The 24,593-nt window shown below is 30.2% G+C and carries 25 protein-coding genes and 3 pseudogenes; 13 read left to right on the top strand and 15 right to left on the bottom strand.

Translation table 11 applies throughout. The annotated features are described in order from the left end of the window. Window positions 1-199: 199 nt before the first annotated feature. The 3 genes from AGR56_RS18655 to AGR56_RS18645 all read right to left on the bottom strand — a co-directional run bounded on the left by AGR56_RS18655 (window position 200) and on the right by AGR56_RS18645 (window position 1,873). Window positions 200-796 (bottom strand): hypothetical protein, encoded by a 597-nt coding sequence (locus AGR56_RS18655; protein WP_053243573.1) that lies wholly within the window; start codon window positions 794-796, stop codon window positions 200-202. Between the two features lie 76 nt (window positions 797-872). Continuing rightward, the gene (locus AGR56_RS18650) at window positions 873-1,514 is read right to left on the bottom strand and encodes an RNA polymerase sigma factor (protein WP_053243572.1); all 642 of its coding nucleotides are present in this window, start codon (window positions 1,512-1,514) and stop codon (window positions 873-875) included. A gap of 92 nt (window positions 1,515-1,606) precedes the next feature. Further along, window positions 1,607-1,873 carry a CD3324 family protein gene (locus tag AGR56_RS18645; protein ID WP_053243571.1) on the bottom strand — a complete coding sequence of 89 codons (267 nt, stop codon included), beginning with the start codon at window positions 1,871-1,873 and terminating at the stop codon, window positions 1,607-1,609. A 35-nt stretch (window positions 1,874-1,908) separates the two neighbouring features. On the opposite strand from AGR56_RS18645, the gene AGR56_RS18640 reads away from it, so the two are divergent. Beyond that, window positions 1,909-2,160, top strand: a complete 252-nt coding sequence (locus AGR56_RS18640; protein WP_053243570.1) for a hypothetical protein — start codon at window positions 1,909-1,911, stop codon at window positions 2,158-2,160. 84 nt (window positions 2,161-2,244) lie between these two features. Here AGR56_RS18640 and AGR56_RS18635 read toward each other — a convergent pair whose 3' ends face one another. The 3 genes from AGR56_RS18635 to AGR56_RS18625 form a co-directional block, all read right to left on the bottom strand. Then, on the bottom strand, window positions 2,245-2,724 hold the full coding sequence (locus tag AGR56_RS18635; RefSeq protein WP_053243569.1) for an S-ribosylhomocysteine lyase: 480 nt from the start codon (window positions 2,722-2,724) through the stop codon (window positions 2,245-2,247). A gap of 115 nt (window positions 2,725-2,839) precedes the next feature. After that, complete coding sequence (locus AGR56_RS18630) at window positions 2,840-3,439, bottom strand: DedA family protein (RefSeq protein ID WP_053243568.1); 600 nt, start codon at window positions 3,437-3,439, stop codon at window positions 2,840-2,842. Further along, entirely contained in the window at window positions 3,432-3,797 is a 366-nt protein-coding gene (locus AGR56_RS18625; RefSeq protein WP_053243567.1) for a hypothetical protein, read from the bottom strand. The genes AGR56_RS18630 and AGR56_RS18625 overlap by 8 nt, the downstream gene beginning before the upstream one ends. A gap of 237 nt (window positions 3,798-4,034) precedes the next feature. On the opposite strand from AGR56_RS18625, the gene AGR56_RS18620 reads away from it, so the two are divergent. Then, window positions 4,035-4,289 (top strand): hypothetical protein, encoded by a 255-nt coding sequence (locus AGR56_RS18620; RefSeq protein WP_053243566.1) that lies wholly within the window; start codon window positions 4,035-4,037, stop codon window positions 4,287-4,289. Between the two features lie 59 nt (window positions 4,290-4,348). Here the strand turns inward: AGR56_RS18620 and AGR56_RS18615 are convergent, their stop codons facing one another. The 5 genes from AGR56_RS18615 to AGR56_RS18595 all read right to left on the bottom strand — a co-directional run bounded on the left by AGR56_RS18615 (window position 4,349) and on the right by AGR56_RS18595 (window position 7,440). Beyond that, window positions 4,349-4,918, bottom strand: coding sequence for a hypothetical protein (locus AGR56_RS18615; protein WP_053243565.1), 570 nt, complete (start codon window positions 4,916-4,918; stop codon window positions 4,349-4,351). A 170-nt stretch (window positions 4,919-5,088) separates the two neighbouring features. Then, on the bottom strand, window positions 5,089-5,268 hold the full coding sequence (locus AGR56_RS20970) for a hypothetical protein (protein ID WP_053243564.1): 180 nt from the start codon (window positions 5,266-5,268) through the stop codon (window positions 5,089-5,091). 170 nt (window positions 5,269-5,438) lie between these two features. Continuing rightward, on the bottom strand, window positions 5,439-6,284 hold the full coding sequence (locus AGR56_RS18605) for a tyrosine-type recombinase/integrase (protein ID WP_331000778.1): 846 nt from the start codon (window positions 6,282-6,284) through the stop codon (window positions 5,439-5,441). Between the two features lie 214 nt (window positions 6,285-6,498). Then, complete coding sequence (locus tag AGR56_RS18600) at window positions 6,499-6,810, bottom strand: hypothetical protein (protein WP_053243562.1); 312 nt, start codon at window positions 6,808-6,810, stop codon at window positions 6,499-6,501. 234 nt (window positions 6,811-7,044) lie between these two features. Beyond that, window positions 7,045-7,440 carry a 3'-5' exonuclease gene (locus tag AGR56_RS18595; RefSeq protein WP_278279735.1) on the bottom strand — a complete coding sequence of 132 codons (396 nt, stop codon included), beginning with the start codon at window positions 7,438-7,440 and terminating at the stop codon, window positions 7,045-7,047. Window positions 7,441-7,980: 540 nt separating this feature from the next. Here AGR56_RS18595 and AGR56_RS18590 point away from each other — a divergent pair. Together AGR56_RS18590 and AGR56_RS18585 are read left to right on the top strand one after the other, a co-directional pair. Beyond that, entirely contained in the window at window positions 7,981-9,399 is a 1,419-nt protein-coding gene (locus AGR56_RS18590) for a M20 family metallopeptidase (RefSeq protein ID WP_053243560.1), read from the top strand. 89 nt (window positions 9,400-9,488) lie between these two features. Then, window positions 9,489-10,856 carry a M20 family metallopeptidase gene (locus AGR56_RS18585; RefSeq protein ID WP_198150107.1) on the top strand — a complete coding sequence of 456 codons (1,368 nt, stop codon included), beginning with the start codon at window positions 9,489-9,491 and terminating at the stop codon, window positions 10,854-10,856. 900 nt (window positions 10,857-11,756) lie between these two features. On the opposite strand, the pseudogene AGR56_RS18580 reads toward AGR56_RS18585, so the two are convergent. Further along, window positions 11,757-12,059 (bottom strand): annotated as a pseudogene (locus AGR56_RS18580) (ECF transporter S component); the annotation flags it as partial. A gap of 285 nt (window positions 12,060-12,344) precedes the next feature. Between AGR56_RS18580 and AGR56_RS18575 the strand changes: the two are divergent. The 5 genes from AGR56_RS18575 to AGR56_RS20545 all read left to right on the top strand — a co-directional run bounded on the left by AGR56_RS18575 (window position 12,345) and on the right by AGR56_RS20545 (window position 16,940). Then, window positions 12,345-13,367, top strand: coding sequence for an SH3 domain-containing protein (locus AGR56_RS18575; protein ID WP_242851601.1), 1,023 nt, complete (start codon window positions 12,345-12,347; stop codon window positions 13,365-13,367). A 753-nt stretch (window positions 13,368-14,120) separates the two neighbouring features. Beyond that, window positions 14,121-15,323: an MFS transporter gene (locus tag AGR56_RS18570; protein WP_053243557.1), complete on the top strand. Its 1,203-nt coding sequence runs from the start codon at window positions 14,121-14,123 to the stop codon at window positions 15,321-15,323. Between the two features lie 447 nt (window positions 15,324-15,770). Beyond that, window positions 15,771-16,121, top strand: a complete 351-nt coding sequence (locus AGR56_RS18565) for a DUF2200 domain-containing protein (protein ID WP_053243556.1) — start codon at window positions 15,771-15,773, stop codon at window positions 16,119-16,121. Window positions 16,122-16,247: 126 nt separating this feature from the next. Further along, window positions 16,248-16,397: a hypothetical protein gene (locus AGR56_RS20965; protein ID WP_157055846.1), complete on the top strand. Its 150-nt coding sequence runs from the start codon at window positions 16,248-16,250 to the stop codon at window positions 16,395-16,397. A 366-nt stretch (window positions 16,398-16,763) separates the two neighbouring features. Beyond that, window positions 16,764-16,940, top strand: a complete 177-nt coding sequence (locus AGR56_RS20545) for a hypothetical protein (protein WP_157055845.1) — start codon at window positions 16,764-16,766, stop codon at window positions 16,938-16,940. Between the two features lie 149 nt (window positions 16,941-17,089). Here the strand turns inward: AGR56_RS20545 and AGR56_RS18560 are convergent. After that, a pseudogene (locus AGR56_RS18560) lies at window positions 17,090-17,854 on the bottom strand (DeoR/GlpR family DNA-binding transcription regulator). Between the two features lie 161 nt (window positions 17,855-18,015). On the opposite strand from AGR56_RS18560, the gene AGR56_RS18555 reads away from it, so the two are divergent. Together AGR56_RS18555 and AGR56_RS18550 are read left to right on the top strand one after the other, a co-directional pair. Further along, window positions 18,016-18,801, top strand: a complete 786-nt coding sequence (locus AGR56_RS18555; protein WP_053243555.1) for a Cof-type HAD-IIB family hydrolase — start codon at window positions 18,016-18,018, stop codon at window positions 18,799-18,801. A gap of 111 nt (window positions 18,802-18,912) precedes the next feature. Further along, complete coding sequence (locus AGR56_RS18550) at window positions 18,913-19,551, top strand: hypothetical protein (RefSeq protein WP_053243554.1); 639 nt, start codon at window positions 18,913-18,915, stop codon at window positions 19,549-19,551. A 376-nt stretch (window positions 19,552-19,927) separates the two neighbouring features. Here AGR56_RS18550 and rpoD read toward each other — a convergent pair whose 3' ends face one another. Beyond that, a complete protein-coding gene (gene rpoD, locus AGR56_RS18545; protein ID WP_053243553.1) occupies window positions 19,928-21,037 on the bottom strand; it encodes an RNA polymerase sigma factor RpoD in 1,110 nt (369 codons plus the stop codon). A 22-nt stretch (window positions 21,038-21,059) separates the two neighbouring features. Continuing rightward, window positions 21,060-22,829, bottom strand: a pseudogene (gene dnaG, locus AGR56_RS18540) (DNA primase). A gap of 307 nt (window positions 22,830-23,136) precedes the next feature. Between dnaG and AGR56_RS22390 the strand changes: the two are divergent. Further along, a complete protein-coding gene (locus tag AGR56_RS22390) occupies window positions 23,137-23,586 on the top strand; it encodes a hypothetical protein (protein ID WP_242851600.1) in 450 nt (149 codons plus the stop codon). After that, complete coding sequence (locus AGR56_RS22385) at window positions 23,555-24,061, top strand: phosphotransferase (RefSeq protein ID WP_347460570.1); 507 nt, start codon at window positions 23,555-23,557, stop codon at window positions 24,059-24,061. The genes AGR56_RS22390 and AGR56_RS22385 overlap by 32 nt, the downstream gene beginning before the upstream one ends. Window positions 24,062-24,593 lie beyond the last annotated feature (532 nt).

Raw genomic sequence — 24,593 nt, 5'->3', positions numbered from 1 at the left:
ATCTTAAAACTTAATACGCGCAAAGCGCTTAAAATATAGTGTTCAGCGCAGCTGACACTATCAAGTTATGGATCGATGTCAATATTTTAGACACAAAAAGTCGAACTTTTTTATGCAATTTTTCTTGATAGCTCCTCACATTGTTGAGGAGTTATATATCCAATACTTCCATGTATCCTTCTTTTATTGTACCAAGCTTCTATATAACATTGGATTTTAAATTTTCTCCTTGCTTTTTAATTATTTTTTTATTTAAAAGCCTATATGCGGTTTCTTCTTCATCCTTATTAAGTATATTTATATGAACGTCATTTTTTACAACTTTAATATAAAGTTTACCTTCCTTTTCTGAAAGCATTTTTTCATTTGCATTTTCCTCATAATTTATAACTTCTAATAATCCAATTCCAGGATACTTGCTTACTGTAAATTCTCTTTGTCCTTCCTTAAATATTTCTTCTTCAAAACCAAGCATACGCCACTTATTTCCATGGGGTCTCATAGGCATTTCACTGTAAATAGTTTGTTCTTCAAAAAAGTCAGATAACATTTTGGGGAAAATAATCCACATAAACCGCTTAAAATCTTTTTCATACCGTACGTATTTCAAATTATATTTTTTTAATATTTCTACTATATTTTTAGATGTAGTCTCAGCACATTCTTTTAACAATGGTTTTATTACTCTCTGGCTCTCCTTTGACAGTATAAGAAAATTCACTCTATACTTATCCTTACTTACTTTTTTCAAAATATCTTCACTTACAAGTGCTTCAATATCTTCTTCTAAGTACACTCTCGGAACTCCAAGCTCTATACTTATATCTTCAATACTTACAGCCTTATTTGCTGCATAAAGAAGAATATTTTGTTTAAGTAAACTTTTTTATTTGACCTTTTAAATAAAAATTTGAATATGGAGATATAAATGTTCCTTGTATGATAACAGTTAATCTTCCAGGTGAATAGGTTTTTTCTGTATAATTCTTCATTTTTTTCATTTTCTCCTTTAACATTTTTTTAGCTTCGTGAAGCCTCCATTTTACTGTTGTTACTGGTATGTCCATTTCATCTGCTATTTCACTACATTTTTTATCATGAACATAATAACTTACCACTACTTCCCTATAACTTTTAGAAAGTAGGCTTATTTCTCTTCGCAAGAAGTTGTATTCTTCATTTTTTATAATTTTTTCATCTATATTAACTTGCGATTTTAATTTTTCTGTCCCTATTCCTTCAATATATATAACAGAATTTTTATTTTTTCTTGCAAGCCACTTATAATATGTATACCTAGCTACAGTCCAAAGCCATCCCAAAAGAGCTTCCTTACCTTCATAATGTTTAATTTTTGCATAAGATTTATAGACCTCTAAAAGTATATCCTGCATTAAATCTTCTGCTTCTACACTGTCTTCTGTTCGCTTTACTGCAAAGCCAAAGATTTTTTCTAAATTTTCATTTATAAGTTTATCTATAAATTCCTTATTAATTGTAATTTGATTTTCCATGGAAAAAGTCACCTCATATATATAAAATACCAAAAAACAAAAAAAGGATAGGTATTTTAAAAAAAAAAAAATTTAACCTATCCAAAAATTACTTACTTCTTGTCATATATAATTTTTTTTATACTGTGAACAGATAGAAAAAACTCTTCTACCAATTTAGTAATTTTGTCACCATTTTTATATCTTCGTTTTATGGTTTCATTTCTATTCTTTATATATTGCCTGTTTCCAGAGTTTTCTCCCCACTTTTTTCTTTTCTTTAATTCAGCAGGAATATAAATATATTCACCTTGAACATATTTTTGAATTTTCCTAACTAAGGTATCTGGTAAAACAGCATCTGCTTTAACATATTTCACAAAACTCAGCTCCTAATTTATATTTCAAATTAGAAGTGAAAAGCCTGTCTATATGTTCTTATCTTAGTATTAGCAAAAGTACATTAATTCAACTTGGTATAACTAATTTTAAAGAGGAAAATTTATCCATAAAAGAAAGATACGTAAAAAGCCCTAGTGTGCTAATAAATATTGGAATAGTTGGTGATTCTACTGCTGCAACAGATGCAGATAAAGTAGTCTGCATAGAAATGAAAGTTTACGATTTTCCTTTTGAAATAAATGTAGCAATTAATAACATAGCATGATATGGATAGATAAGCTAAAAAGTTGAAATAACTAACGCTGCGAAAAATCTAAAAACTTAACGCTTATCTATCTATAATTATCTCTTATTCTGGGTAGTTAAGTCTGTCCTCTGATATATTTTCAAGAACTTCAGTTAAGTACTTATGTCCCCAATATTTTGCCATTGATAAATTCATATCCAAATAATTTCCGCAGTCTTTTGCAGCAGCCCCAGGTACTTCACCTTCGAAATCTGCCATAAACTTATACATTTCTTTTAATAAATCCACGATATCGCTGGATTTATAATCTCCATGTAAAATCAAATAAAATCCTGTTCTGCATCCCATTGGTCCAAAATATACAGTTTTTGATGCATATTCCTTACTATTTCTTAAAAATGTTGCTCCTAAATGTTCAATAGTGTGAACTTCCGCTGTATTCATAACAGGCTCATCATTAGGACTTGTCATCCTTATATCAAAGGTAGTTATAACAACATCACCAAACTTGTCTTTTCTTGAAACATAAACACCAGGCTTTAATTTTAAATGATTGACTGTAAAACTTGCAATTTTCTCCATGTTAATTCCTCCTTTACATACCTGTATAGTAGCATTTATAAAAATGATTTTCAAGTACTATATATTAAAATTATTTAATACAAAATTCTTTTAAGTCATAATCTATTTCTTATTTTTACCTTTTAACGATTTTAATAAACATATACACTATTAGCGATAAAATAGCTGCATATGTAATGATTTCACCAAACTGAGATACCAACGGTACTATGCTCTCCCATGAATCGCCAAACCAGTATCCAAGACCAATGTATATACCCGTCCAAAAAAATTCACCAAGCAAGGCAAATAAACTAAACACAGCTATACTATAATTTACAATACCAGCTGATGCATTCACAAATGGTCCCATAGGGGAAATTAAAAATCTCGTTAAAAAAACAGCTGATTTTCCATGTTTATTCAAATAATTACGTGCTTTTAATATCTTGGGTTCAAAATAACTATTTAATCTAGGAAACTTAATTAATAGCCTGTATCCAATAATTTTCCATAAGAAATACCCCGCACAATCACCAAGCCACGCAAAAATCCATACCTCTAATACAATAAGTACTATATTAAATTCTCCAGCATATGCAAATGCTCCACAAGCTATTACTAACATAGACATTCCAATAGGAACTCCAATCCCTTGAAGTATCATTAAAATGCTCAAAAACCATATATTATAATCTCTAAAATATTGTATTAATAATTCCGTAAAGTTACTCATATATTCTACCTTCTGTAGGCTTATGTCTTGAAATTATCTTCATTAAATTTTCTTCAATTTGCTGTGGATTTTTATTATATTTTTTCGACAACTTCCAAATTGGCATATCTTCATCACCTTTTTCAGGTTTAATTTCTAAAGCTTTAAAAATATTTTCTTCTTTTATATTATGCTTTTTTGCCAGCCTCTTTACTGTCATCCACTTGTAAATACTCATATTTCCAAATTGCCTATTTTCCATCGTGGGAGGCTTAATATTTCTAATTTCTCTGTGTAACAATAAAGATTGCCTTGTTATTAAAATTATCATTATAATAATTAATATTGATAGTACACTTAATTTTTCCTTCCTGTTCATAAAGCTTCTTTCTGCCTTTGGATGATATTTAGTGAAAAAAAAATACTTATTAATAATCTTATTAGTGCTAAGTTTATTATTTAATATATACTCTATTGCTATTCAAAACCAAAAAAAAGAAATGCAAATGATATATTTATAACCTGCATAGATGCGGCTGATTCTTGTTTTGGAGTTGACTATGACAAGATAGACGAAGGTACTAAAACTTATTATTTTTCAAAGCTATCTTCAAATTTGCATACAGCTTCAGATATATTACAGTTTACTTCTTATGCTAATGTTCCAGGTAAAGTAAAAAGTTCTATGAATGCAATATCTAAATTGTATTTAATAACAACAAACCCTAATAAAACAACAACTGAAAAATTAAAGACTATTGGAGAAAAAGAACAAGCTATTTTCAAATATTTACATTTTATAAGTAATGATCCTCAAAACAAAGATAATTGGGATAAACTTTTAAAAGTTGAAAATGATATAAATTATTAAGGTAAATTAAAAATAGGAGCAAATTTTCATAAAAATTTGCCTCCTATTTTTAATATGTTTTATCGAGAAACATAAACGTGACCTTGATCTACATCTTTTGAAAGGTTCCATGATACACTTGGTATTCCATGTATATCCATACTTATACCTCCAAAAGAAACTTGCTCGTGTAAATAATTTCCAGTTATCCATCCTTTATTAACATTTGAATTATTATAAGATACACCTGTTGAAATCATGCAATCATTAACATCTCCTGTTAAATAAGAAGCTCCATATGTTTTAACATTAAAGGTTGCCATAACTCCATTTCCTTCGTTATCAATTTGTACAGAAGGCTCAACATACCCTGATTCTGAGCCATAATCAATACCTGCTGTGTCATATGCATACTCGTATCTGGCCATTCTTTTTCCGCTATTTGATATTATTAATCCATCTGAAGTTGATATTCCAATAGCATCAGTACCAGCAAAAATTGGTTTAGTTAACCATGAACAATAATTGTATGCCATATAGTCAGCAGATGTACCCTCATGCGCACCAGTATATACTTCTAACGACATTCTCATCCATGAACAATTTCCGTCAACTTGACCACCAATATAATCCATTGCTCCTAATTTCATTTCATCTTCATATTGCTGTTTAGTATATTTTGTAACTATATAATCCTTTTGAGCTTCAGCTGCACTAGCATAAAACTTTTTAGTTTTAACATTTGATTTAGGTGTATATTTAAAATATGTTTCTGTACTAGATACTAATTTACCAGTAGTATTTTCTTCTAAATCTTCTTTTACTTCGGGAAATTTTTAATCATTGATAACGTTGTTGGATCAGTTATAACATTTCCTCTTATTACTACTTGTCCATCTTTGTTCGTGGCAGCAAATGCATTTACTGGAATAATTATTAACGCAATCAAAAATGTACTTATTACTATTTTTATTTTCTTATTGATGTTTAATTTTTTCATATTATCACTTCTCTCTCAATATATGTAATTACATGTATAATATACCATATATTTGTATTTGTAAACTCTGCTTTAAATTTAGTAATATTTTCCGACGTTACTGCACCCCAATAATATATAATTGAAATTTTAACAAAGAAGGAATGTATATATACATTCCTTCTTTGTTTTTATAACAACTCTGTCTTATTTTTCATTGTCTCTCGGCTAGGATTAGTGTATAACAGTGTTGTTTGTATACTACTATGTCCTGCCAAATTAGCAACTTCGTGCACAGCAAATCCACTTTCTAATGCATTGGTGCAAAAGAAATGTCTAAGTTTATGAGGTGTTATTTTATTACTATACCTTTTAAACTCTTTATTTATAACACTTCTATCCACCCTATCCGATTGCCTGGAAACAAAAATATAGTTGCTTACTGAATTTCTTATTTTAATGTATTCTTTTAATGCATTAATGACTTTTGTATTCAAATATACAGTCCGCTGCTTTTCTCCCTTTCCATTTCTCACAATCAATTCTTTTGCTTCTAAACTCATATCTTCTAATTTAACATTAAGAGCTTCTGAAATTCTTATTCCGGTATAAGCCAACAGCGTAACAATTGCATATAATCTTTTGTCTCCTGCCTCCAGAATCTTCTGTCTAAAGTTCTCAACATCAACTTTACTTACATCTGTCGGATTGGCATAGTTTGTTTGTATTTTTAACATATCATCATCTCTAATTACAACATTCTCTTGTATCTGATTTTCTATCAAAAACTTATTTAACAATCCTAAAGAACTAAGTTTAGCATTTATTGTTTTTCCATTAAGGCTTTTACCTTTATGTTTTTTTATATGCATCAAATAACTTTTATACTCTAATACATTTTCTCTATATAATTTATTGAAGTCAAAACCATACGTATCCTGGAACCACTTAATATATTCTTTTATATGTAAAATATAACTTTTTATAGTATTTTCACTTTTTCCCTCATTAGCCATATAATTTTTAAATTCATTCACAAGCTGCTGCATATTATCACCATACCTTTACATTTCAAAATTATGTTGCACTCACATTTTGTTAATTTCATAATAATTATGTTGCACTCAACAAGGTGATTATATCATATGGACAGCACAAGTGCCACATAATTTATGTTATGTGGCACTTTAAAAATATTAATTTTAGCAACACCTTCAGAAAGTCTTGCCTAAAATAAACACTCACTAGGAATTACTTACAATTCTCTTTTTGTAGATGTTCCAATTCAATTTTGGTATTTTCTAGTTCCTCAATCTGTTTTTTATATTTTGCTATTTTATCATCTGCTCTAGGAGTAGCTGGAGTAATGAACATCTTTAGGCTTCCAATTACTTCACAAATTTTATAAATTACTTCATTATATGTTTCATTCAATACATCAATATTATCCTCTTCATCATTTAAAAACCTTACTGGTTTTATAAGATTTAATTTATTTTCATCGATAATATTGTTTATTTTTCTTATATCGTTATTTATACGTGTATTTAATCCTCCACCCATACTTTTTTATACCTCCATTTCAAAATTTTACTTTATTATATCAAATATAAGAATAAAAGTATCAACCATTTTTAAACGTACATAAATAAATTTCACCACTTTTTTAAACGCTAATATTTATATAAATATGCTGTCCAAGAAGATGTACCTTTTTAAACAAATTTAAGCAAAAAATAAAAAACTGATTAAGCCTAATTTTTAAGCTTAACCAGTTTTTATTGCTTTTATACATAATTACATTGCCTGAAATAATTTTTCATCTAACTGTTTAATAAATCTAGAAGAATTCTGAATGTTTTGCTTAGGATCATCAGTAAACGCATCTACATAAGAAATAAACAAATTCTTTTTAGCCCTGGTTATCGCAACATAGAAAAGCCTTTGCTCTTCCTGAAGCTCTGCCAAGGTTGTACTCATTTTAGATGGAAATATTTCATCGTTTAAATACGGTAAAAATACATTTTCCCATTCAAGTCCTTTTGCCCTATGAACAGTAGAAATAGTTACTGCATCCGATTTATCATCATCTTTCTGATTGTCTAAGATCAAATCTTCTATGAAACTATCTATTGTTATATATTCCTCTGCCATTTCAATAAATTTTTGTACATCGCTTATTCTGTTGTCAATACTATCATTGTCATATTCCTCATATAAGTAATCTTGATAAAATTGATTGAAGATATACTCTATTTTTTAGCCGGAGAGGGTATTTACTAACTTCATCCATAATATAAAAGATATTTCAATATAGTCTTTTGATTTCTTAGGTTTTTTGATAAGCTGAACTAATCATAGTTAAAGTTGTAAAATTTGAAAGCCTCATATATTGCCTTCGGCTGTTTTAGGTCCAGGTTGATTTTTCCTCCGTTTCCCTACGGAAAATCTTTAACGTATTTAAATTATTTATTTTTCGTAGAGAAACGGAGAAAAATATTCCTTAACCTTTTTGCCGTGGCAAAAACCTTTCACCTTTTGACAAGCAAAGCTATGTCAAACCCTTCACTTTTTCACATAAGTGAAAAAGTTAGTTTTTTAATGAGCAGGGCGAATCAAAACCCTTCACTCAGCTCGACAAATTCCAATTTGTGTGGATAAATTTGGTATTGGTAATTTAAATATTTCAGCTTGTTTATCTATACATAATGTTAAGGGATTGGTGGTAATTTTATGAACAAAATAGAAAAGATATCTTCTATTATAGAAGAAAAAAGGAATTTATTTATTGAAGCTAACGATAAAATATGGGACTTTGCAGAAATTAGATTTAAAGAAAAGAAATCTGCTGATTTACTCTGTGACATACTTGGCAAAGAAGATTTTGATGTAAAAAAATCTGTAGGTGGCATGGAAACAGCATTTATAGCTTCTTATGGCAGCGGAAAACCTAAGATAGCTATTTTAGGAGAATATGATGCATTATTTAATATGAATCAAGAAGCTGGAATAGCTAAAAAGAAAATAGTATGTGCTGGTAAAAATGGACATGGCTGTGGACATAATGCATTAGGTGCAGGAGCACTTGCAGCAGTGGTTGGCGTAAAAGATTATATGAAGAAAAATAATATTGAAGGTACTATATGTTACTATGGATGTCCTGCAGAAGAAGGTGGATCAGGTAAAACTTTTATGGTAAAAGAGGGATTTTTCAACGATGTTGATTTAGCCTTAACTTGGCATCCAGATAGCTTAAATGCTATAACAAGTACAAGTTCTTTGGCTGATATCGAGGTATATTTTAAGTTTTATGGGAAAAGTGCACATGCAGCAGCTTGCCCACATTTGGGAAGAAGTGCTTTAGATGCTATAGAGCTTATGAATATAGGGGTTAACTATTTAAGGGAGCACGTTATTCCAGAAGCAAGAATGCATTATGCTATGACTAATGGAGGGGGACTTTCACCAAATGTTGTTCAAGCAAATGCAGAAGTTCTTTATTTACTTCGTGCTCCTAAGTTTTCCCAGGTTAAGGAAATATACGATCGTGTAGTTAATATAGCTAAAGGAGCTGCACTAATGACAGATACAAAGTTTGAAATAATATTTGATTGTGCAGATTCTAACTTAATTCCTAATGATACACTTGGAAAAGTAATGTATAAATACTTAGAAAAGCTTGGACCGGTTAAAGTAGATGAAAATGATATTAAATTTGCTGAAGAGTTAAGAAGTACATTATCAGAGGAAGAAAAGGTTTCTGATCTTAAAGATTTAAGTAAAGAATTAAGAGAAAAGGCTAAGCAAAGCCCAGTTGCTAATTTTGTAAAGCCATTTGAATCAAGTAATGAAACTATGCCTGGTACTACTGATGTTGCAGATGTAAGCTGGGTTGTACCAACAGCTCAATGTAATACTTCAACCTGGATGCTTGGAACACCAGGACATTCATGGCAGGCAGTTGCACAGGGAAAATCAGCATTGTGTCATAAAGGATTGCTTCTTGCAGGAAAGGTAATAGCATTATCTGCAATTGAAGCTTTTGAAAATAAAAGCCTTATAGACGAAGCAAAAACAGAACTTAAAGAAAGACTTGACGGTGAAGAATATATTTCACCTATTCCAGATGGGGCAAAACCCAAAATAGAGTAGAGAGTAGAGAGTTTTCAAAATGCTTGTAAAACTAAACTGTTTGTAATTTAAGCATTTGAGGTAGTAGCCTATATACGTGGAGGGAACTTATGAAAAGCATTGATGAAATAGTAAAATCAATTGAGGAAAAACAAGATATATATATAAAAGTCTGTGATAGAATTTGGGGATTTGCAGAAACAAGATTTGAAGAGTATAAATCCTCCGAACTGTTACGCAGAATCTTAAAAGAAGAAGGCTTTAGATTAACAGAGGGCATAGCTGATATGAAAACTGCATTTGTCGCATGTTATGGAAGTGGAAAGCCTATAATTGCATTTCTAGGAGAATTCGATGCGTTGTATGGAATGAGTCAAAAATCAGACGTGCCTGTTAAGGAACCAATTGTAAAGGGCGGAAAAGGTCATGGTTGCGGCCATCACGCTCTTGGTACTGGTGCTATGGCAGCTGCTATTGCAGTTAAGGACTATATGAAGAAAAATAATATACAAGGAACGGTAAGATTTTATGGATGTCCTGGAGAGGAAAGTGGATCTGGAAAAGCTTATATAGCTAGAGAGGGATATTTTGATGATGTTGATGCTGCTTTAACCTGGCATCCTGGAAGTGAAAATGCTGTATGGTCTATGAATTTTTTAGCTACACTTCAAGTTTATTTTAAATTTCATGGAAAAAGCGCCCATGCAGCGGCTTGTCCACACCTGGGAAGAAGTTCTTTGGATGCTGTTGAACTCATGAATGTAGGTGCAAATTTTCTTCGTGAGCACGTTATACAAGAAGCAAGAATTCACTATGCTATAACTGATGGAGGTGGACTTTCTCCAAATGTAGTGCAAGCTAATGCAGCAGTTCTCTACCAAATCCGTGCGCCCAAAATGCAGGATGCAAAGGCAATATACGATAGAGTTGTAAATATAGCTAAAGGTGCTGCACTTATGACAGATACAGAGCTTGAAATTGTTTTTGATAGAGGAAGCTCAAATCTTATTCTTAATGATACCTTAGATAAGCTGCTTTATAAGAATTTTGAAAAAGTTGGACCTGTTGCAGTAGACAAGGATGATATAGAATTTGCAAAAGAGATAAGAGAAACGTTAAGTAGTAGAGAAAAAAGAGTAAATGAAGAAAAACTTTCCAATTACTATGGAAGTGAAGCTGAAAGGATGGCTGAAAAAATAAGGGATAAGGAAGTAATAGATATAGTATATCCATATAGAAAAACCAATGAAGTTATGCCTGGTTCCACGGATGTTGGAGATGTAAGCTGGAATACTCCAACTGCTCAAATAACTACAGTTTGTTATGCAAAGGATACCCCGGGACATTCCTGGCAGTTAGTAGCACAAGGAAAGGAAAAACTTTTTCATAAGGGAATGCTTGAAGCTAGCAAAGTACTAGCACTTTCAGGTATAGAATTGTTTGAAAATCATGAGCTTATAGAAAAAAGCAAAGAGTGAATTTAGGGAAAGACTTGGCACAGAAAGATACAAATGTCCAATACCAAAACACATTAAACCATCACCTATACGCTAATGATCAGCCGAATTTAAACTTCTAAGCTTTTTGAGAATTTCAAATAAGATTTATTAAATTTTATTTAAATTTGCATTTGAAGATATTATTTCACATAACCGATATAAGTTAAGGAAAAATTTTTCTCAGTTGCTCTACGAAAGATTGGGGCATTCATATAATTTTAATATTTCAAGTATAGGAATGCATAAAGAGATATAAAAATGGTTATTAAATAACTTTTTACATCTCTTTTTTCATTGTTTTAAATAAATTAGAATACAAAAATAAAACAATTGCTCTATTAAAATTAAGTAAATAATAAATTTTTTATTAACACAGTGTCATTCATAGTGTTCTATTTTTACATGTGTAAGTATTTATTTGGGCCTATCGGTTTTGTGTGAAATATCTTAAATTTTGTGTGATTTAGTAAGTTGAAGCGTTTTCATTTTGGTGTTAAACTAGCTTTAAAAGCTAGCAATGCTAAGTATGTTATTTAACTATTTGTGCTCGTTAATGCAAGCTTTTTGTAATTATTCTATCGATAGATTAATTAAATTTGGTAGTAGACAGAAATAAAGTCCAGCTAAGAAATGTCAATAAGAAATAAAAAATAATTATTATTTTTATGAGATTAAAAAAGGTTAACTTTAATAAACCTTTTGACTAACTGTCAAAATCATCATTAACTTTTTTACTGAAGGTAAAAAAGTTCACCTTTTAGCGAGCAGAGCAAGTTAAAACCCTTCACCCTTAGCTTTTTTCGCCTTCTTTTTAGACGAAAAAAGTTAGTTATTACTTTGCAATATTTATTTATGTGTAAAAATACTGCTACCACCTAATTAAATTCTACTGCCAATTGCTGTCTTTAAAATTTTTCCTACTGGAACCGCTGCAACTATTCCTATAATGGTTGTAATTAATGAACTTGGAACATGTTGAAATGCAATAATAAGGCTTCCATAAAACAGCACATCAGCCAAATAATATCCCACTATATTAAAAATGCCTCCAAGCGCAAATGCAAATATATTGTTTAGAATACTATCTCCATTATATTCACCTCTATATGCCACTAATCCTACAACGTATGCCATACCGGCCTTTATAAGAAACGTAAAAGGTGCCCATATTGGAGTTGCTGAAAATAAATCAAATTATGTAAAATGTATGGGTACATTTTATTTCATATAAATCCTTAATTTTACATACTATCCTTTAACCATATATTGCGACTATCCTTTTTCTCCTAGTATAATTTTATTTATCATCTCAATATTTTAAAAATCAAAGGAGAACATTATATATGAAAAAACTAAATACAATTATTGCAACTATAATCTCCTCCGTTTTTGTTTTTTGCACCTCTACAAAAAACGTTTGCAGCAACTCAGACTTCACTCACTAGATCTGCTGCTGAGCAAAGAGCATTGAGTATAATAAATCTTAATTGGACATACTCAATCAACAAAAACTCTATTCTACCATCTACTAACGGAGACAGTGTAACACAGCCTACTCAATTTAAAAATGTAACTACTGCAACAATGACAGGTATTCCATATAATTGGGGCGGCTTGGATAGTTTGGATTCCTCTTCATCTGGAGCTCCATGGACAAATTTTTTAAATGCAATAGATAATGGCGCTTTTGCTGGGAATGTTAACACTTCTGCTCCTTATGGTTATATTCAAGGAACTGCTGGAATCGATTGTTCGGGTTTTGTACAAGCTGTTTTTAACATTAAGGATTATAAGCTTTCAACTTCTACACTATTTAACAGTTATTTTACTAAAATTAGTTTAAGCAATCTAAAACACATGGATATTTTAGACAAGCCAGGTGATCATGTTGTTATATTTGACAAATGGGGAACACAAAATGGAGTGCAAGGTGCCTTTACTTATGAAGCTACACCAGATCAAACTTATGGTGGAATACAAGGTACAAAAAAATACTTTATAACTATGAATGAAATTAATTTAGGATATATTCCTGGAAGATATGTAAACATAATTGAAGATAGCTCTACCCCAGATCCTATGCCAACTTCTGATTCATATGGTATAGTTTCCAATGTAGTTTATGCTGCTAACTTTAGGGTAAATCCTTCTACTAGTGCTGCAATTATAGGAACAATACCTAAAAACACAATTTTAAAACTTTTAGCTTCAAACTCTGGCTGGTATAATATAACTTACAATGGACAGACAGGTTGGATATATAGTAGTTTAATAGCATCTGTTCCCTATAATACGTATGTAACCGTAAATAATGTTTATCAATTAAACATCAGATCAAATCCTTCCTCAACTACTTCAATCCTTGGAGTGTTAACCGAAGGGCAATATGCAAAAGTAACTGGAATATCAGCTGATGGATATTGGTACAAGATAAGCATAAATGGGGTAGAAGGATACTCTGCAGTAAAATATTTAAAATATATAAATTAGAATCTATAAGGATAAACTAATAATATTTTTTAGATAATCCATTATAAATTTTACTGCTTCTATAAAGATTCACGCCAAAATTCCGTAGGCACGGAGGAATTTTTTGCTTATACACCGTGGGAGCTAAGGAACAATGCTGAAGGAACGATTTAAAAAAATCCTAATAAATCTTGGTTGAAAAATTTTAAAATGCTTAGATATTTCAATTGTCTGAGCATTTTTTCAGCGAGTAAACATGCACGGGGCATGGGCTAATATATATATATGCGTAATACAAGTTAAAGAAGGATAATGGCATTATATCCCAAACCTCGTGTATGATCGTTATCCTTCTATACCCTGAGCAGGTACTCGATTAAATTCACCACTTAGATTTATAGGATTTTTTTAACGCGACGAAGCATTGTTCCTTAGCATTTTTATTTCAATAAGCCAGGTAAAATTTTTTAACTGCTCATAATAAAAAGTACATCCTAAAAATTCAGTATATGATTTAAAATTTTCTATTATTCTTAAAGTTTTAGAAGATATATCTAACCTTTCACATACTTCCTTAGTTATTCATTTAAATCACCTCAGATTAAATATAAACCCTGCATAAAGGACTAAGTCAATACTTTCTAAAAATCAAAGTCCACTCATCGGAATACTTTTTTTAGCAATATATGTGCTTATATCTTACCATTATTGCAGTATTTAATCTTAAATGATATAATATTTATAATTTTTTTTTTTTACTTAGGAGATGTACCAATGAAAAAAGATAATATTTTACTTCTAATAGCTGTTTTTCTACTTATTTTTGGAACCTATATAACAGGTGCAATACTTACACCTTATGCAAAATCTCTTGGCGCATCGGGAATATCCATTGGATTAATCTCTGCTGCTCTTTATATTGTGAGATTATTTGTAGGAACGCCAATTGGGAAACTGTCAGACAAAAAAGGGATTTTATCAGTTCTTAAATACAGTATTATTATGTACCCTTTTACAGCACTTATTTATTGTTTTGCGGTTACTATACCAGTTCTAATCTTTGCACGTTTTACACATGGACTAGCTTCTGCAATGATGCTTCCAATGGTTATGGCTTATATAGGTCAAATTAGTCCTCTTGGTAAAGAAGGCTTTTACATGGGAATCTACAATACTGCAAATCTAATTGCAAGTGGAATAGGACCTCAAACTGCAACTATACTTGCTTCTGCCTACAGCAAAAAATCTTGTTTTGTAGTTTCTCTTGCTCTATCAGTAATTTCTTTTTTAATTGTAATTGCACTTCACAAAAGCAAAACACTAAATTCTGAGAACAAAAATAGTAATTCAAATACAAAGATTTCCTCAAGCAAATTACTTACAAATCACAGATTGTTAGCATTAAGCAGTATCAATATTGCTTCAGCTTTTATAATTACACTAATTAGCTTTTTCTTTATATTGTTCACTCCACAAAAAAGTATAAGTCTTGTATTTACAGGATTTCTTATTTCTATCTACAATGTTGTTGGTGGGTTTGCACAAATTCCAATGGGAAAATTCAGCGATAAATTTAATAAATGCAATTTAGTTTTATTTTCAGGCATTATAGTATCTTTACTTTTAATTTTATTTCCATACATAAACAATTTATCACTAATGATCTTGTTAATGCTTCTTCTCGCTGTAGTTTCAGCTGCTTTCGTTTCAGCTTCATCGGCATTATCTACTATACTTGGACGAACTGTAGGAATGGGAAGCACGATGGGTTTCCTTGGAACAGCTAATAGCGTTGGAATGGTCCTTGCAAGTGTATTTTTAAGTGTCGCTTCAGATTTGTTTGGTTTAAATTCGTTATTTTATTTATCAAGTGCCGTTATATTAATATGTACTTTATTATTCGCCTTCTTTTGGAAGAATAAAAAAGATGAAGCTACCTCCAAACTAAAAAATGCAAGTACCAAGATTATACAATAATATTTATTTAGTTCACAGTACACTGTGAATTGTACCCTGACCTTACAAAAGTCAAATGCTGGCAAAAGTATATTTATTAATTTAAAACTTGGAGATAGTTTCGCTATATAGATAAACAAGTTGAAAAGTAAAAATTAGTAATAGTAATTTTTACCATAAGCAATAGATTTGATTTGAGCTATGTTGAGATTGAATTTTTCCATACAGCGCAGCTGACACTATTAAGTTCTAAGATTTACCTGAGAGTAACGAAAGGTAAATCTACCTTCATTGTGCATTGTGAACTGTGAATTGTGCATTGAGTTAAATTTCAGTTTTTCGGTGAGATTATGTTAATTTGAAAAAGAATAAGTTGATTATGGATAATAAAAAATAAAGGCAATTTTTGTTTGAACCCCACTATTTTTCGTGATGCAATAAAGAAAATCATTTAAGGGAGGGTGTATCATGAACAAACATAATATCTATACAATGAGTGTAGCAAGTATCTACCCCCTTTATGTTATGAAGGCGGAGAAAAAAGGACGTACGAAAACAGAAGTCGATGAAATCATCCATTGGTTGACAGGATATAGCAAGGAAGAGTTAGAAGCACAACTGAAAAAACAGATAGATTTTGAGACTTTCTTTGAGGAAGCTCCTAAGCTTAATCCTTTGCGTACTTTGATTAAAGGTGTGGTCTGCGGTGTCCGAGTGGAGGATATTGAAGAACCAACTATGCGGGAAATTCGCTATTTGGATAAGCTAATCGATGAGTTAGCAAAGGGAAAAGCGATGGATAAGATTTTGCGGAAATAATGATTAAAAACGAAGAAACACTGATTCCATATATAAAAGAATCACAATTGATCAATAAAAGCTAGAATTCCAGGATTATAAATAATACACTGTTCAATAGAAATTTAGGATTTTAAAGTTCTAAAAATGGCAGACATTATTCTGATAAAAGGTAATCCAACTGTAAATATTAATGCAGTAAAGAATATTAAACAAATGTTAGACAAATTTGCAGTAAGGGAATTAATAGGGTTTGAAAGATTCTGTCGAAAAAGTACAAAAATATTTTATAAATGAAAAAGAAGGGGAATCTCTAATGACAGGGGTTCTTCTTCTTTTATTTTGTTTATAATATACATTTAGAGTTCACTTATTAATGGTATTTTTATATCTATATCTTCCCGTACAGCCTTGGCTTGTTGGACTGTAGTAAGAAGATTGGCGAATGCGACTGAAAATCTTGTAGTACATCAGAGTTTGACATTCCGGCATTTAAAGCATCTTTTAAAGCTTTGTTGATAAAACCATCTTTTATGATGTGTATAAAAAAATCAAAAATGCTTTACCTGGATCAGTATTATTGACAAGAGACTTAGCTTCTTTTGTAAGCTGCTGCTTATAACTAATATTGACTGCCTCAAATAATGCTTCTTTGCTGGGGAAATGGCGGTGCTTACTGTGAATGAAAAAAATAAAGATATCAAAAGCCCAAGAGAAATCTTCGAACTTGCACAATCTATGGTTTTAAGCAAAGACTTGAGCAGTTTTTCTGACTTATTTGCAACTGATGGTTTGCTTGAATTAACATTTCATACAAAAAAATCAATGAGGTTAGTTTAGGGGCGAGAGAATATCCGCGCTTATCTTGCGACAATGCCAGCTACACTTTTAAGACCAATAGGATATAAATCGATGACAATACATGAGACAAGTGATCCAGAAGTTATTAGAGCTGAGTATGACATGTATGGTAAAGTTATGGCACAACTCTAAATTAAATTTACATCGTATTGTTCGAGTAAAGCCATTATAGTATTATTGGGTGTAGTTTCTGTAATAATACTATGGAAATCTGTTATATTTGAAAAATTAAAAATTCCATCTAGATTGAACCTTTCATTTGGTGCTAGTAGAAATAATTCTTTAGATATTTTCATAATAGCTTTTTTAGTGCCAGCATCCTCAGATTCACAAGTACTAATACTTCCATCTCGAAGATCTATTCCGCCACATCCTATAAATGCTTTAGTGCAGCGATAAAGTTTTATTTGTTCGATAGAACGAGACCCTATATTTCCGCCTACGAGAGGATTGTAATCTCCGCCTATAAAAATAACATGTATATTCGAATTTAAATTAATCATTGATGAGATTTCAACCATATTTGTAATTAAAGTGATGTTTGTATTATTTTGTGTAATTAGTTTTGCAAGAAGATAGGAAATACTTGATGCATCTAAAAAATAATATCATCTTTTTTTATTAGTTCATATGCCTTTTTTGCAATGATTTCTTTTAAATTTGTATTCTTTTCAACTCTTTTAAATAAACTTTCACCATTTACTATAGTACGTTTTATGTTAATAGCACCACCATAAGTTCGTTGTAGCAAGTTATTTTTTTCCAAAAATTTGAAGATCCTTTCGAATCATACTTTCACTTACTTCAAATTGTGTGCTTAAATCTTTTACTAATACTTTCCCATCCCTCTCCAATATATCCAAGATATGTTTGTGTCTTTCTTCAATAAACATAGTTCCTCCAATTTATTCTTATTTACTTCTATTTTAGCAATCATAATATTAAAATGCAATTAAATTAATTGACAAATGAGAATAAATGGAATAAAATGATATTAAATAGGAACAAATTACACCGAATAAGAATAAGCCATATGCGGGGAGAAGGGAAATTTATGAATAAGGCAGTATTTTTTGATATTGATGGAACTTTAATAGACTGTTTAAATGGAATGACAGATATTACTCCTAGGGTAAAAAAGGCTATACGTGAATTGCAAGTAAAAGGAAATTATGTTTTTATTGCGACAGGCAGACCATATGCTTTTCTAAATGAAGCTTTACGTAATTTTGGATTTGATGGTTTTGTACTTACCAATGGAGCATATGTAAAAGTTAAAGATAAATGTATATATAAAGAATCTATTAAGAAAGAACTTGTAAAAGAATTAGTATATAATTTGGAAGAACTTAATATTGAATATATATTGCAGGGAGAAATATATTCATATATTAAAGATGAATATAAAAGGCTGCATTCATTTTATGATTCCTATAGTATACCTAAAAAATATTTAGAAGGTAATTACAATCTTGAAAAAGTAGATATATATAAAATCGAATTGTTATGTAATGATAAAAAGGGTGTGGATTATTGCTTATCCTTAGAAAATCGTAACTTCGATTATATTCATAATGTAGATGCAGGTTCCTTTGAATTATATTTAAAAACAAATTCAAAAGCATCAGGAGTTTTAAAAGTACTAGACTTTTTAGATATTCCTTTAGAAAATAGTTATGCTTTTGGTGACGGGAAAAATGACATAGAAATGCTATCTACAGTAGGCTGTGGAATAGCAATGGGAAATGCTAATGATTATGTAAAGGGTTATGCTAAAAAGGTTACAGATACAGTACAAAATGATGGAGTAGCTTTAGAAATAGAAAAGTTTATTTTATAGGTAGAGAGCCAAAATCTATGATTTTGTGTGAACCACTTACCAAGCAAGCGCATGGGAATCGGGCTTTCCTTAAAACAATTATAAATTTGATTGTGGAATGTGGTGATTATATTGTTAAAACCTTTAAATATAGAAAAAGATAATATCATAAATAAAATCCATTGTGCCTCCATATCATCTAATTATTTAGAAAGGCATTTTGATGATAAATTATTAGAAAATATAGACAAAAAATTTAAAATTGCTGAAAAAGCTGTTAAAATGATACCAGAAAAAGGTGTTGTTATTTTAGATTCTGGAACTACTGTCCTACAAATTGCTAAGTTATTAAACCTTAAAAGTAATCTAGTTATTGTTACAAATTCATTAATTGTAGCACAAGCTTTAGAAAACACTAAAAACCAGCTCATTGTAACTGGTGGAGAATTACGGAAAAAAAGTATGTCTTTTGTTGGTTATTTGGCAACTAAAGCTATTAAAAGTATACACGCCGATATAGCATTTATTGGTTGTGATGGATTTCATGTAGATGGTCCTTGCACTAGGTCATATAGAGAATTAGAAGTTAAACAAAGAATTTTTGAAAATTCTAAAGAAGTTGTTTTAGTAACTGATAGCTCAAAATTTAGTATGGATGGTTTATATAGATTTGCTACTTTTGATCAAATTAATAATTTAATAACTGACATAAATGTTACAGAGGAGCAACTTCAATTACTTCCATCAAATATTGAAGTTAGTATAGTATAGTGGCTAGATTTTTAACGGTGTGCATGTAAACATTCGAGGAAAAACCTTCAGAATTTTTAATTTTTGAAGGTTTTTACTATAGATAGACAACTTGAAACTTTAAAATTACAATCTCCAAATTTATCCTGATAAACTGGAAGTTGATTCAGAGCACAGAGTACAAAGTACAGAGTACAGTGAAGGTGGATTTACCTTTCGTTTCTCTCATAGACCTGCATCTATTTTAACATAGGAGTTTTTTTCTGCTCAACGGCATAAGCCTTTTTTCTTCCACTTGCTTAGCAAGTGGTTTCCTTCGTTACACAATGAAAATAGAAAGGATATCGAATCCTTTCTATTTTGAATATACTCTTATAAAAACTATCTTAATAAATTTTTAATCAAGATAATCTTTTAGCTTTTTACTTCTACTAGGATGTCTTAACTTTCTTAAGGCCTTTGCCTCTATTTGCCTTATTCTTTCTCTTGTAACATTAAATTCTTTTCCGACTTCTTCGAGTGTCCTAGCTCTTCCATCATCCAAACCAAATCTTAACCTCAAAACTTTTTCCTCACGTGGAGTTAATGTATCAAGAACATTTATAAGCTGCTCTTTAAGCATTCTAAACGCTGCTGCCTCTGCTGGTGCTGGTGCTTCATCATCAGGTATAAAGTCTCCTAAATGGCTATCTTCTTCTTCACCTATAGGCGTTTCAAGGGATACTGGTTCTTGTGCTATCTTCATTATTTCTCTAACTTTATCCACAGACATATCCATCATTTTAGCAATTTCTTCTGGCTGTGGTTCTCTTCCAAGCTCTTGAAGAAGACTTCTTGATACTCTTATAAGCTTATTTATAGTTTCAACCATATGCACAGGAATCCTTATTGTTCTTGCTTGATCAGCAATAGCCCTTGTTATAGCCTGCCTAATCCACCATGTTGCGTAGGTACTAAACTTATATCCTTTTCTATAATCAAACTTTTCAACTGCCTTTATAAGTCCTAGATTACCTTCTTGTATTAAATCAAGAAAAAGCATTCCTCTTCCAACATACCTTTTAGCTATGCTTACAACCAATCTCAAATTTGCTTCTGCAAGTTTCTTCTTTGCATATTGATCGCCTTTTTCTATTCTTTGAGCCAAGTTTATTTCTTCATCTGGAGCTAAAAGAGGTACTTTACCTATTTCTTTAAGATACATTCTAACTGGATCATCAATGGCAATGCCTTCAGGTATTGTGAGGTCAAGGTCTTCCTCTTCAACCTCAACTTCATTCATATCGCCAATTACTTCTATTCCAACAGATTCAAGCACTTCGTATATTTTTTCAATTTGTTCAGGACTTAAATCAACTTCTTCAAGTTCATCTATTATTTCTTTATAAGTAAGGCTTCCTTTTTTCTTTCCTTTGTCAATTAAGGTCTTAACTATCTTCATTTTTTCACTTTTTTGACTCATATTATCTTTTTTTTCGCTATTACCAGCAGCATTCTTATTTTTCATTAATTGTACCTCCTTCCGTTGATTACAGATTGTTTAACTTGCTTTGTACTTCTTCTCTCTTTTTTATAAGTTCAAGCGTTTCTTGAAACAATCCTTTTTCTTCAAGTATCTTTATTTTATTCATAATTTCCTTTTTCGACTCCTCTAATCTATATTTTTTAATATTTATAATGAAATCATCTATCAGTTTTCTTTCATTTCCTTCAGAAAGTATTATATTCTCACTAACGATTTTAATCCATTCAGAATAACTTTCTTGATCATTACATTTAGCCTCAATCATTTTAAGTGTGCTTTCTTCATTAAGTTTATTATTTTCCTTAACCACATTTATTATGTTTGTATATATCTCTTTATGGCTATTCATTATTAAATCTTCGGCGCTAATTTTAGAGACAATATAATTTAGCATATGTCTATTTTGTATCATTATTTTTAAAAGTGATCTTTCAGATTTAATATATGCTGATTCTACATATAAATTTTGTCCATAATTATCCATTTTATGCATTTTATAGCCATCTTTTTGAGACTTTTCACTTAACAAATCATATATAGCCTGCTCACTTATTCCCGTTTTCTCTGATACCATTTTTATATATACATCTTTTTCTACAGGATCTAAGTCCTCAATCATAGTAGAAACTTCCCTAATATATTTTATAACACTCTCATTATCCTTAAGGTTAACTCTCTCAAAAGCTTCTTTTAATCTATAATCTACTATTGGAAGTGCATTGTCTATAAGTTTCATAAAAGCTTCCCTGCCATTATTTCTTACAAATTCATCCGGATCTTTTCCTTCAGGTACTTTTATTATACTTACTTCAAGTCCAACCTCCCTCAATATTTTGAGACCTCTTAGAGTTGCCATTTGTCCTGCTGCATCAGCATCATAAGATATAATAACCTTATTGGCATACCTTTTTAAAAGTTTTGCCTGACTTTTAGTAAGAGCAGTTCCAAGCGATGCTACTGCATTTTTTATACCATATTGATGTAAAGATATACAATCCATATACCCTTCCACAATTATAAAAGTTCTATTAATGTTATTTTTAATTGCAAAATTTAATCCATAGAGATTTATTCCCTTTTTGAATAATGCAGTTTCCGGGGAATTTAAATATTTTGGTTTTGAATTATCTAAAACCCTGCCTCCAAACCCTATAACTCTGCCTCTATAATCAAAAACAGGAAAAATAACCCTATTTCTAAATCTATCATAAAAAGAATTGTTCTTTTGTATTATAAGCCCTGCTGTTATCAAATCTAACTCTGAATATCCTTTTTTTTCATATAGTACAAAAGCCCATTCCAATTATTCTTTGCATAACCTAGTCCAAAACTTCTAATTATATTTTCCGTGATACCTCTCGCTCTAAAGTAATCTTTAGCCGTTTTATCATATTTTAAATTAGAAAAAAAAGTATCTGGCAGCCTCAACATTAATCTTATATAACTTATTGTTTTGATTTATGCTTTCATTACGCTTGCCATCATCAGTATCAACTGAAATATTAACTTTGTCACCCAAAAGTTTAACTGCTTCAACAAAAGGAAGATTTTTTGTTTTCATAACAAATGTTATTACATTTCCGGACTCTCCACATCCGAAACACTTATATATTTGTTTTTCCTGAGACACACTAAATGATGGTGTCTTTTCATTGTGAAAAGGACAAAGTCCTAAATAATTATGACCAGATCTTCTTAGCTTTACTTTCTCAGATACAATATCCACAATATCATTTAAATCTTTAATTTTTTGAATAACCTCTTCACTTATCAATAAGACATTCCACCTAACATTATATTAAACTTTTCTAATTAAGCAAGATTATATTCGACAAAAAATCATTAATTCCTTCTTTATTTAATATTTATACTAAATATTTATTAATCAATATCCTTTTACAACTACAAATCTCTTATATTTTACCCATTTAATAGTAAATTTTATTCTAATAATGTGATGAATTTTCATTTTCATACATTAAATTATTCTATACAAATATTTAAAATCCTTTTATTAGATGTATATTATAAAAAAATATTTAATATCATAGTTAATGAAGATAATTTTAGGAAGTGTGAATATGAAAAGTTCCAGCATATTGCTGCCATATGATAAGATAAAAGAATTTGTTCTTTCTAAATATAATTTACAAGATTCTAAACTAGAACAAATAAAATTCAAGGATACAGAAAAACAAAGAGCCGTATACTGTGTAAGTTCTCCAACTCAAAAATATTGTTTAAAAAAAGTTTATTATAAAAAAGAAGATTTACTATTCGTATATTCAGCCACGGAATGGCTTTATAGATATAATATAAAAGTTACAAGAGTCCTGCCAACCTGTGACAATATGCGTTTTGTATCCTACAATAATATGATTTTTATATTAATGCCTTGGATAACTGGTAGAAAGTTCAACTATGACGATATTAATGATATTCTTAAAGCATCGACAAACTTAGCTCTTATGCATAAAATGTTAATCGAAATTTTTTCCTATAGAAAACAGCAGTGTAAGAAATGGATTTGATAGAATAGATCTTTCAACAAAAAAACACTTTGAACAGATTTTAGATTTTTGTAATGCTGCGTATAAAATAAATGACGAGTTCTCCAAATTACTTTTAAGCAATTCCGAGAGCTGTATTTCACTTGCAAAAAAAGCATTAGAAGCTTCCTCCTTTATCAATATGGGCAATTTAAGAAAAAGCTTATGCCACTTAGACTATGTAAATAAAAATATAATCTTTGATAATTTAGACAATATATGGATTATAGACTTTGACAACTGCAAAATGGATTTTTGCGCCCATGATATATCATATTTTCTAAGAAGAATTTTAAAACGTGATTCAACTGTATGGAACAACGAAATACTTATAAATACATTAAATAGCTATGAATATGTTAAAAACTTAAATTTAGATGAATATTTATATATACTATCATATCTGGCATTTCCTCAAAATACTGGAAAATTTGTAGAGATTATTATAAAATATTAGAAAATGTAATAAAAATCCTAATAAATATTGCGAATTAATTGGAGTTAAGGGTTTTAACTCGCTTTGCTCGTTAAAAGACTAACTTTTTCACTTATGTGAAAAGTGAAGGGTTTGACGATGCATTGCACGTCAAAGGTGAACTTTTCGGCTAAAGCCAAAAGTTAAGGTGATTTTTCTTGCGCTCCGCTGCAGAAAAATTTTTAATTTAAATTAAAGATTTCCGTAGAGGAACGGAAGAAAATCATCATTAACTTTTTACTGAAGATAAAAAAGTTCACTTTTTAACAAGCGGCGCAAGTTAAAACCCTTCACTTAGCTTTTTCGCCTTCTTTTTAGGCGAAAAAAATTAGTTATTGCTTCACAATTTTTATAAATTATGACTTAATATATTTAGTGCGACAGCCCCATTTGATATTGCTCAATTAATGAAGATTGTGAATCAAAATTATAATAACAGATTAAGATACTTGGATAAGCATTTAAAGTATTCATTACTGTATCTATAAAAACTTTTTTCTTTAATCATTTGGTG

The organism is Clostridium sp. DMHC 10, assembly GCF_001270375.1.
Taxonomy (GTDB): Bacteria; Bacillota; Clostridia; order Clostridiales; family Clostridiaceae; genus Clostridium_S; species Clostridium_S guangxiense.
The sequence above is the reverse complement of the archived record's forward strand: the minus strand, read 5'-3'. Positions and strand labels throughout refer to the sequence as shown.

Coding starts and splice junctions, on each gene's coding strand:
- AGR56_RS18650 (WP_053243572.1), bottom strand. CDS start 1,514: ATGGAAAATCAAATTACAATTAATAAGGAATTTATAGATAAACTTATA.
- AGR56_RS18635 (WP_053243569.1), bottom strand. CDS start 2,724: ATGGAGAAAATTGCAAGTTTTACAGTCAATCATTTAAAATTAAAGCCT.
- AGR56_RS18630 (WP_053243568.1), bottom strand. CDS start 3,439: ATGAGTAACTTTACGGAATTATTAATACAATATTTTAGAGATTATAAT.
- AGR56_RS18625 (WP_053243567.1), bottom strand. CDS start 3,797: ATGAACAGGAAGGAAAAATTAAGTGTACTATCAATATTAATTATTATA.
- AGR56_RS18615 (WP_053243565.1), bottom strand. CDS start 4,918: ATGAAATTAGGAGCAATGGATTATATTGGTGGTCAAGTTGACGGAAAT.
- AGR56_RS20970 (WP_053243564.1), bottom strand. CDS start 5,268: ATGAAAAAATTAAACATCAATAAGAAAATAAAAATAGTAATAAGTACA.
- AGR56_RS18600 (WP_053243562.1), bottom strand. CDS start 6,810: ATGGGTGGAGGATTAAATACACGTATAAATAACGATATAAGAAAAATA.
- AGR56_RS18590 (WP_053243560.1), top strand. CDS start 7,981: ATGAACAAAATAGAAAAGATATCTTCTATTATAGAAGAAAAAAGGAAT.
- AGR56_RS18585 (WP_198150107.1), top strand. CDS start 9,489: ATGAAAAGCATTGATGAAATAGTAAAATCAATTGAGGAAAAACAAGAT.
- AGR56_RS18570 (WP_053243557.1), top strand. CDS start 14,121: ATGAAAAAAGATAATATTTTACTTCTAATAGCTGTTTTTCTACTTATT.
- AGR56_RS18565 (WP_053243556.1), top strand. CDS start 15,771: ATGAACAAACATAATATCTATACAATGAGTGTAGCAAGTATCTACCCC.
- AGR56_RS20965 (WP_157055846.1), top strand. CDS start 16,248: ATGGCAGACATTATTCTGATAAAAGGTAATCCAACTGTAAATATTAAT.
- AGR56_RS20545 (WP_157055845.1), top strand. CDS start 16,764: ATGGCGGTGCTTACTGTGAATGAAAAAAATAAAGATATCAAAAGCCCA.
- AGR56_RS18555 (WP_053243555.1), top strand. CDS start 18,016: ATGAATAAGGCAGTATTTTTTGATATTGATGGAACTTTAATAGACTGT.
- rpoD (WP_053243553.1), bottom strand. CDS start 21,037: ATGAAAAATAAGAATGCTGCTGGTAATAGCGAAAAAAAAGATAATATG.
- AGR56_RS22390 (WP_242851600.1), top strand. CDS start 23,137: ATGAAAAGTTCCAGCATATTGCTGCCATATGATAAGATAAAAGAATTT.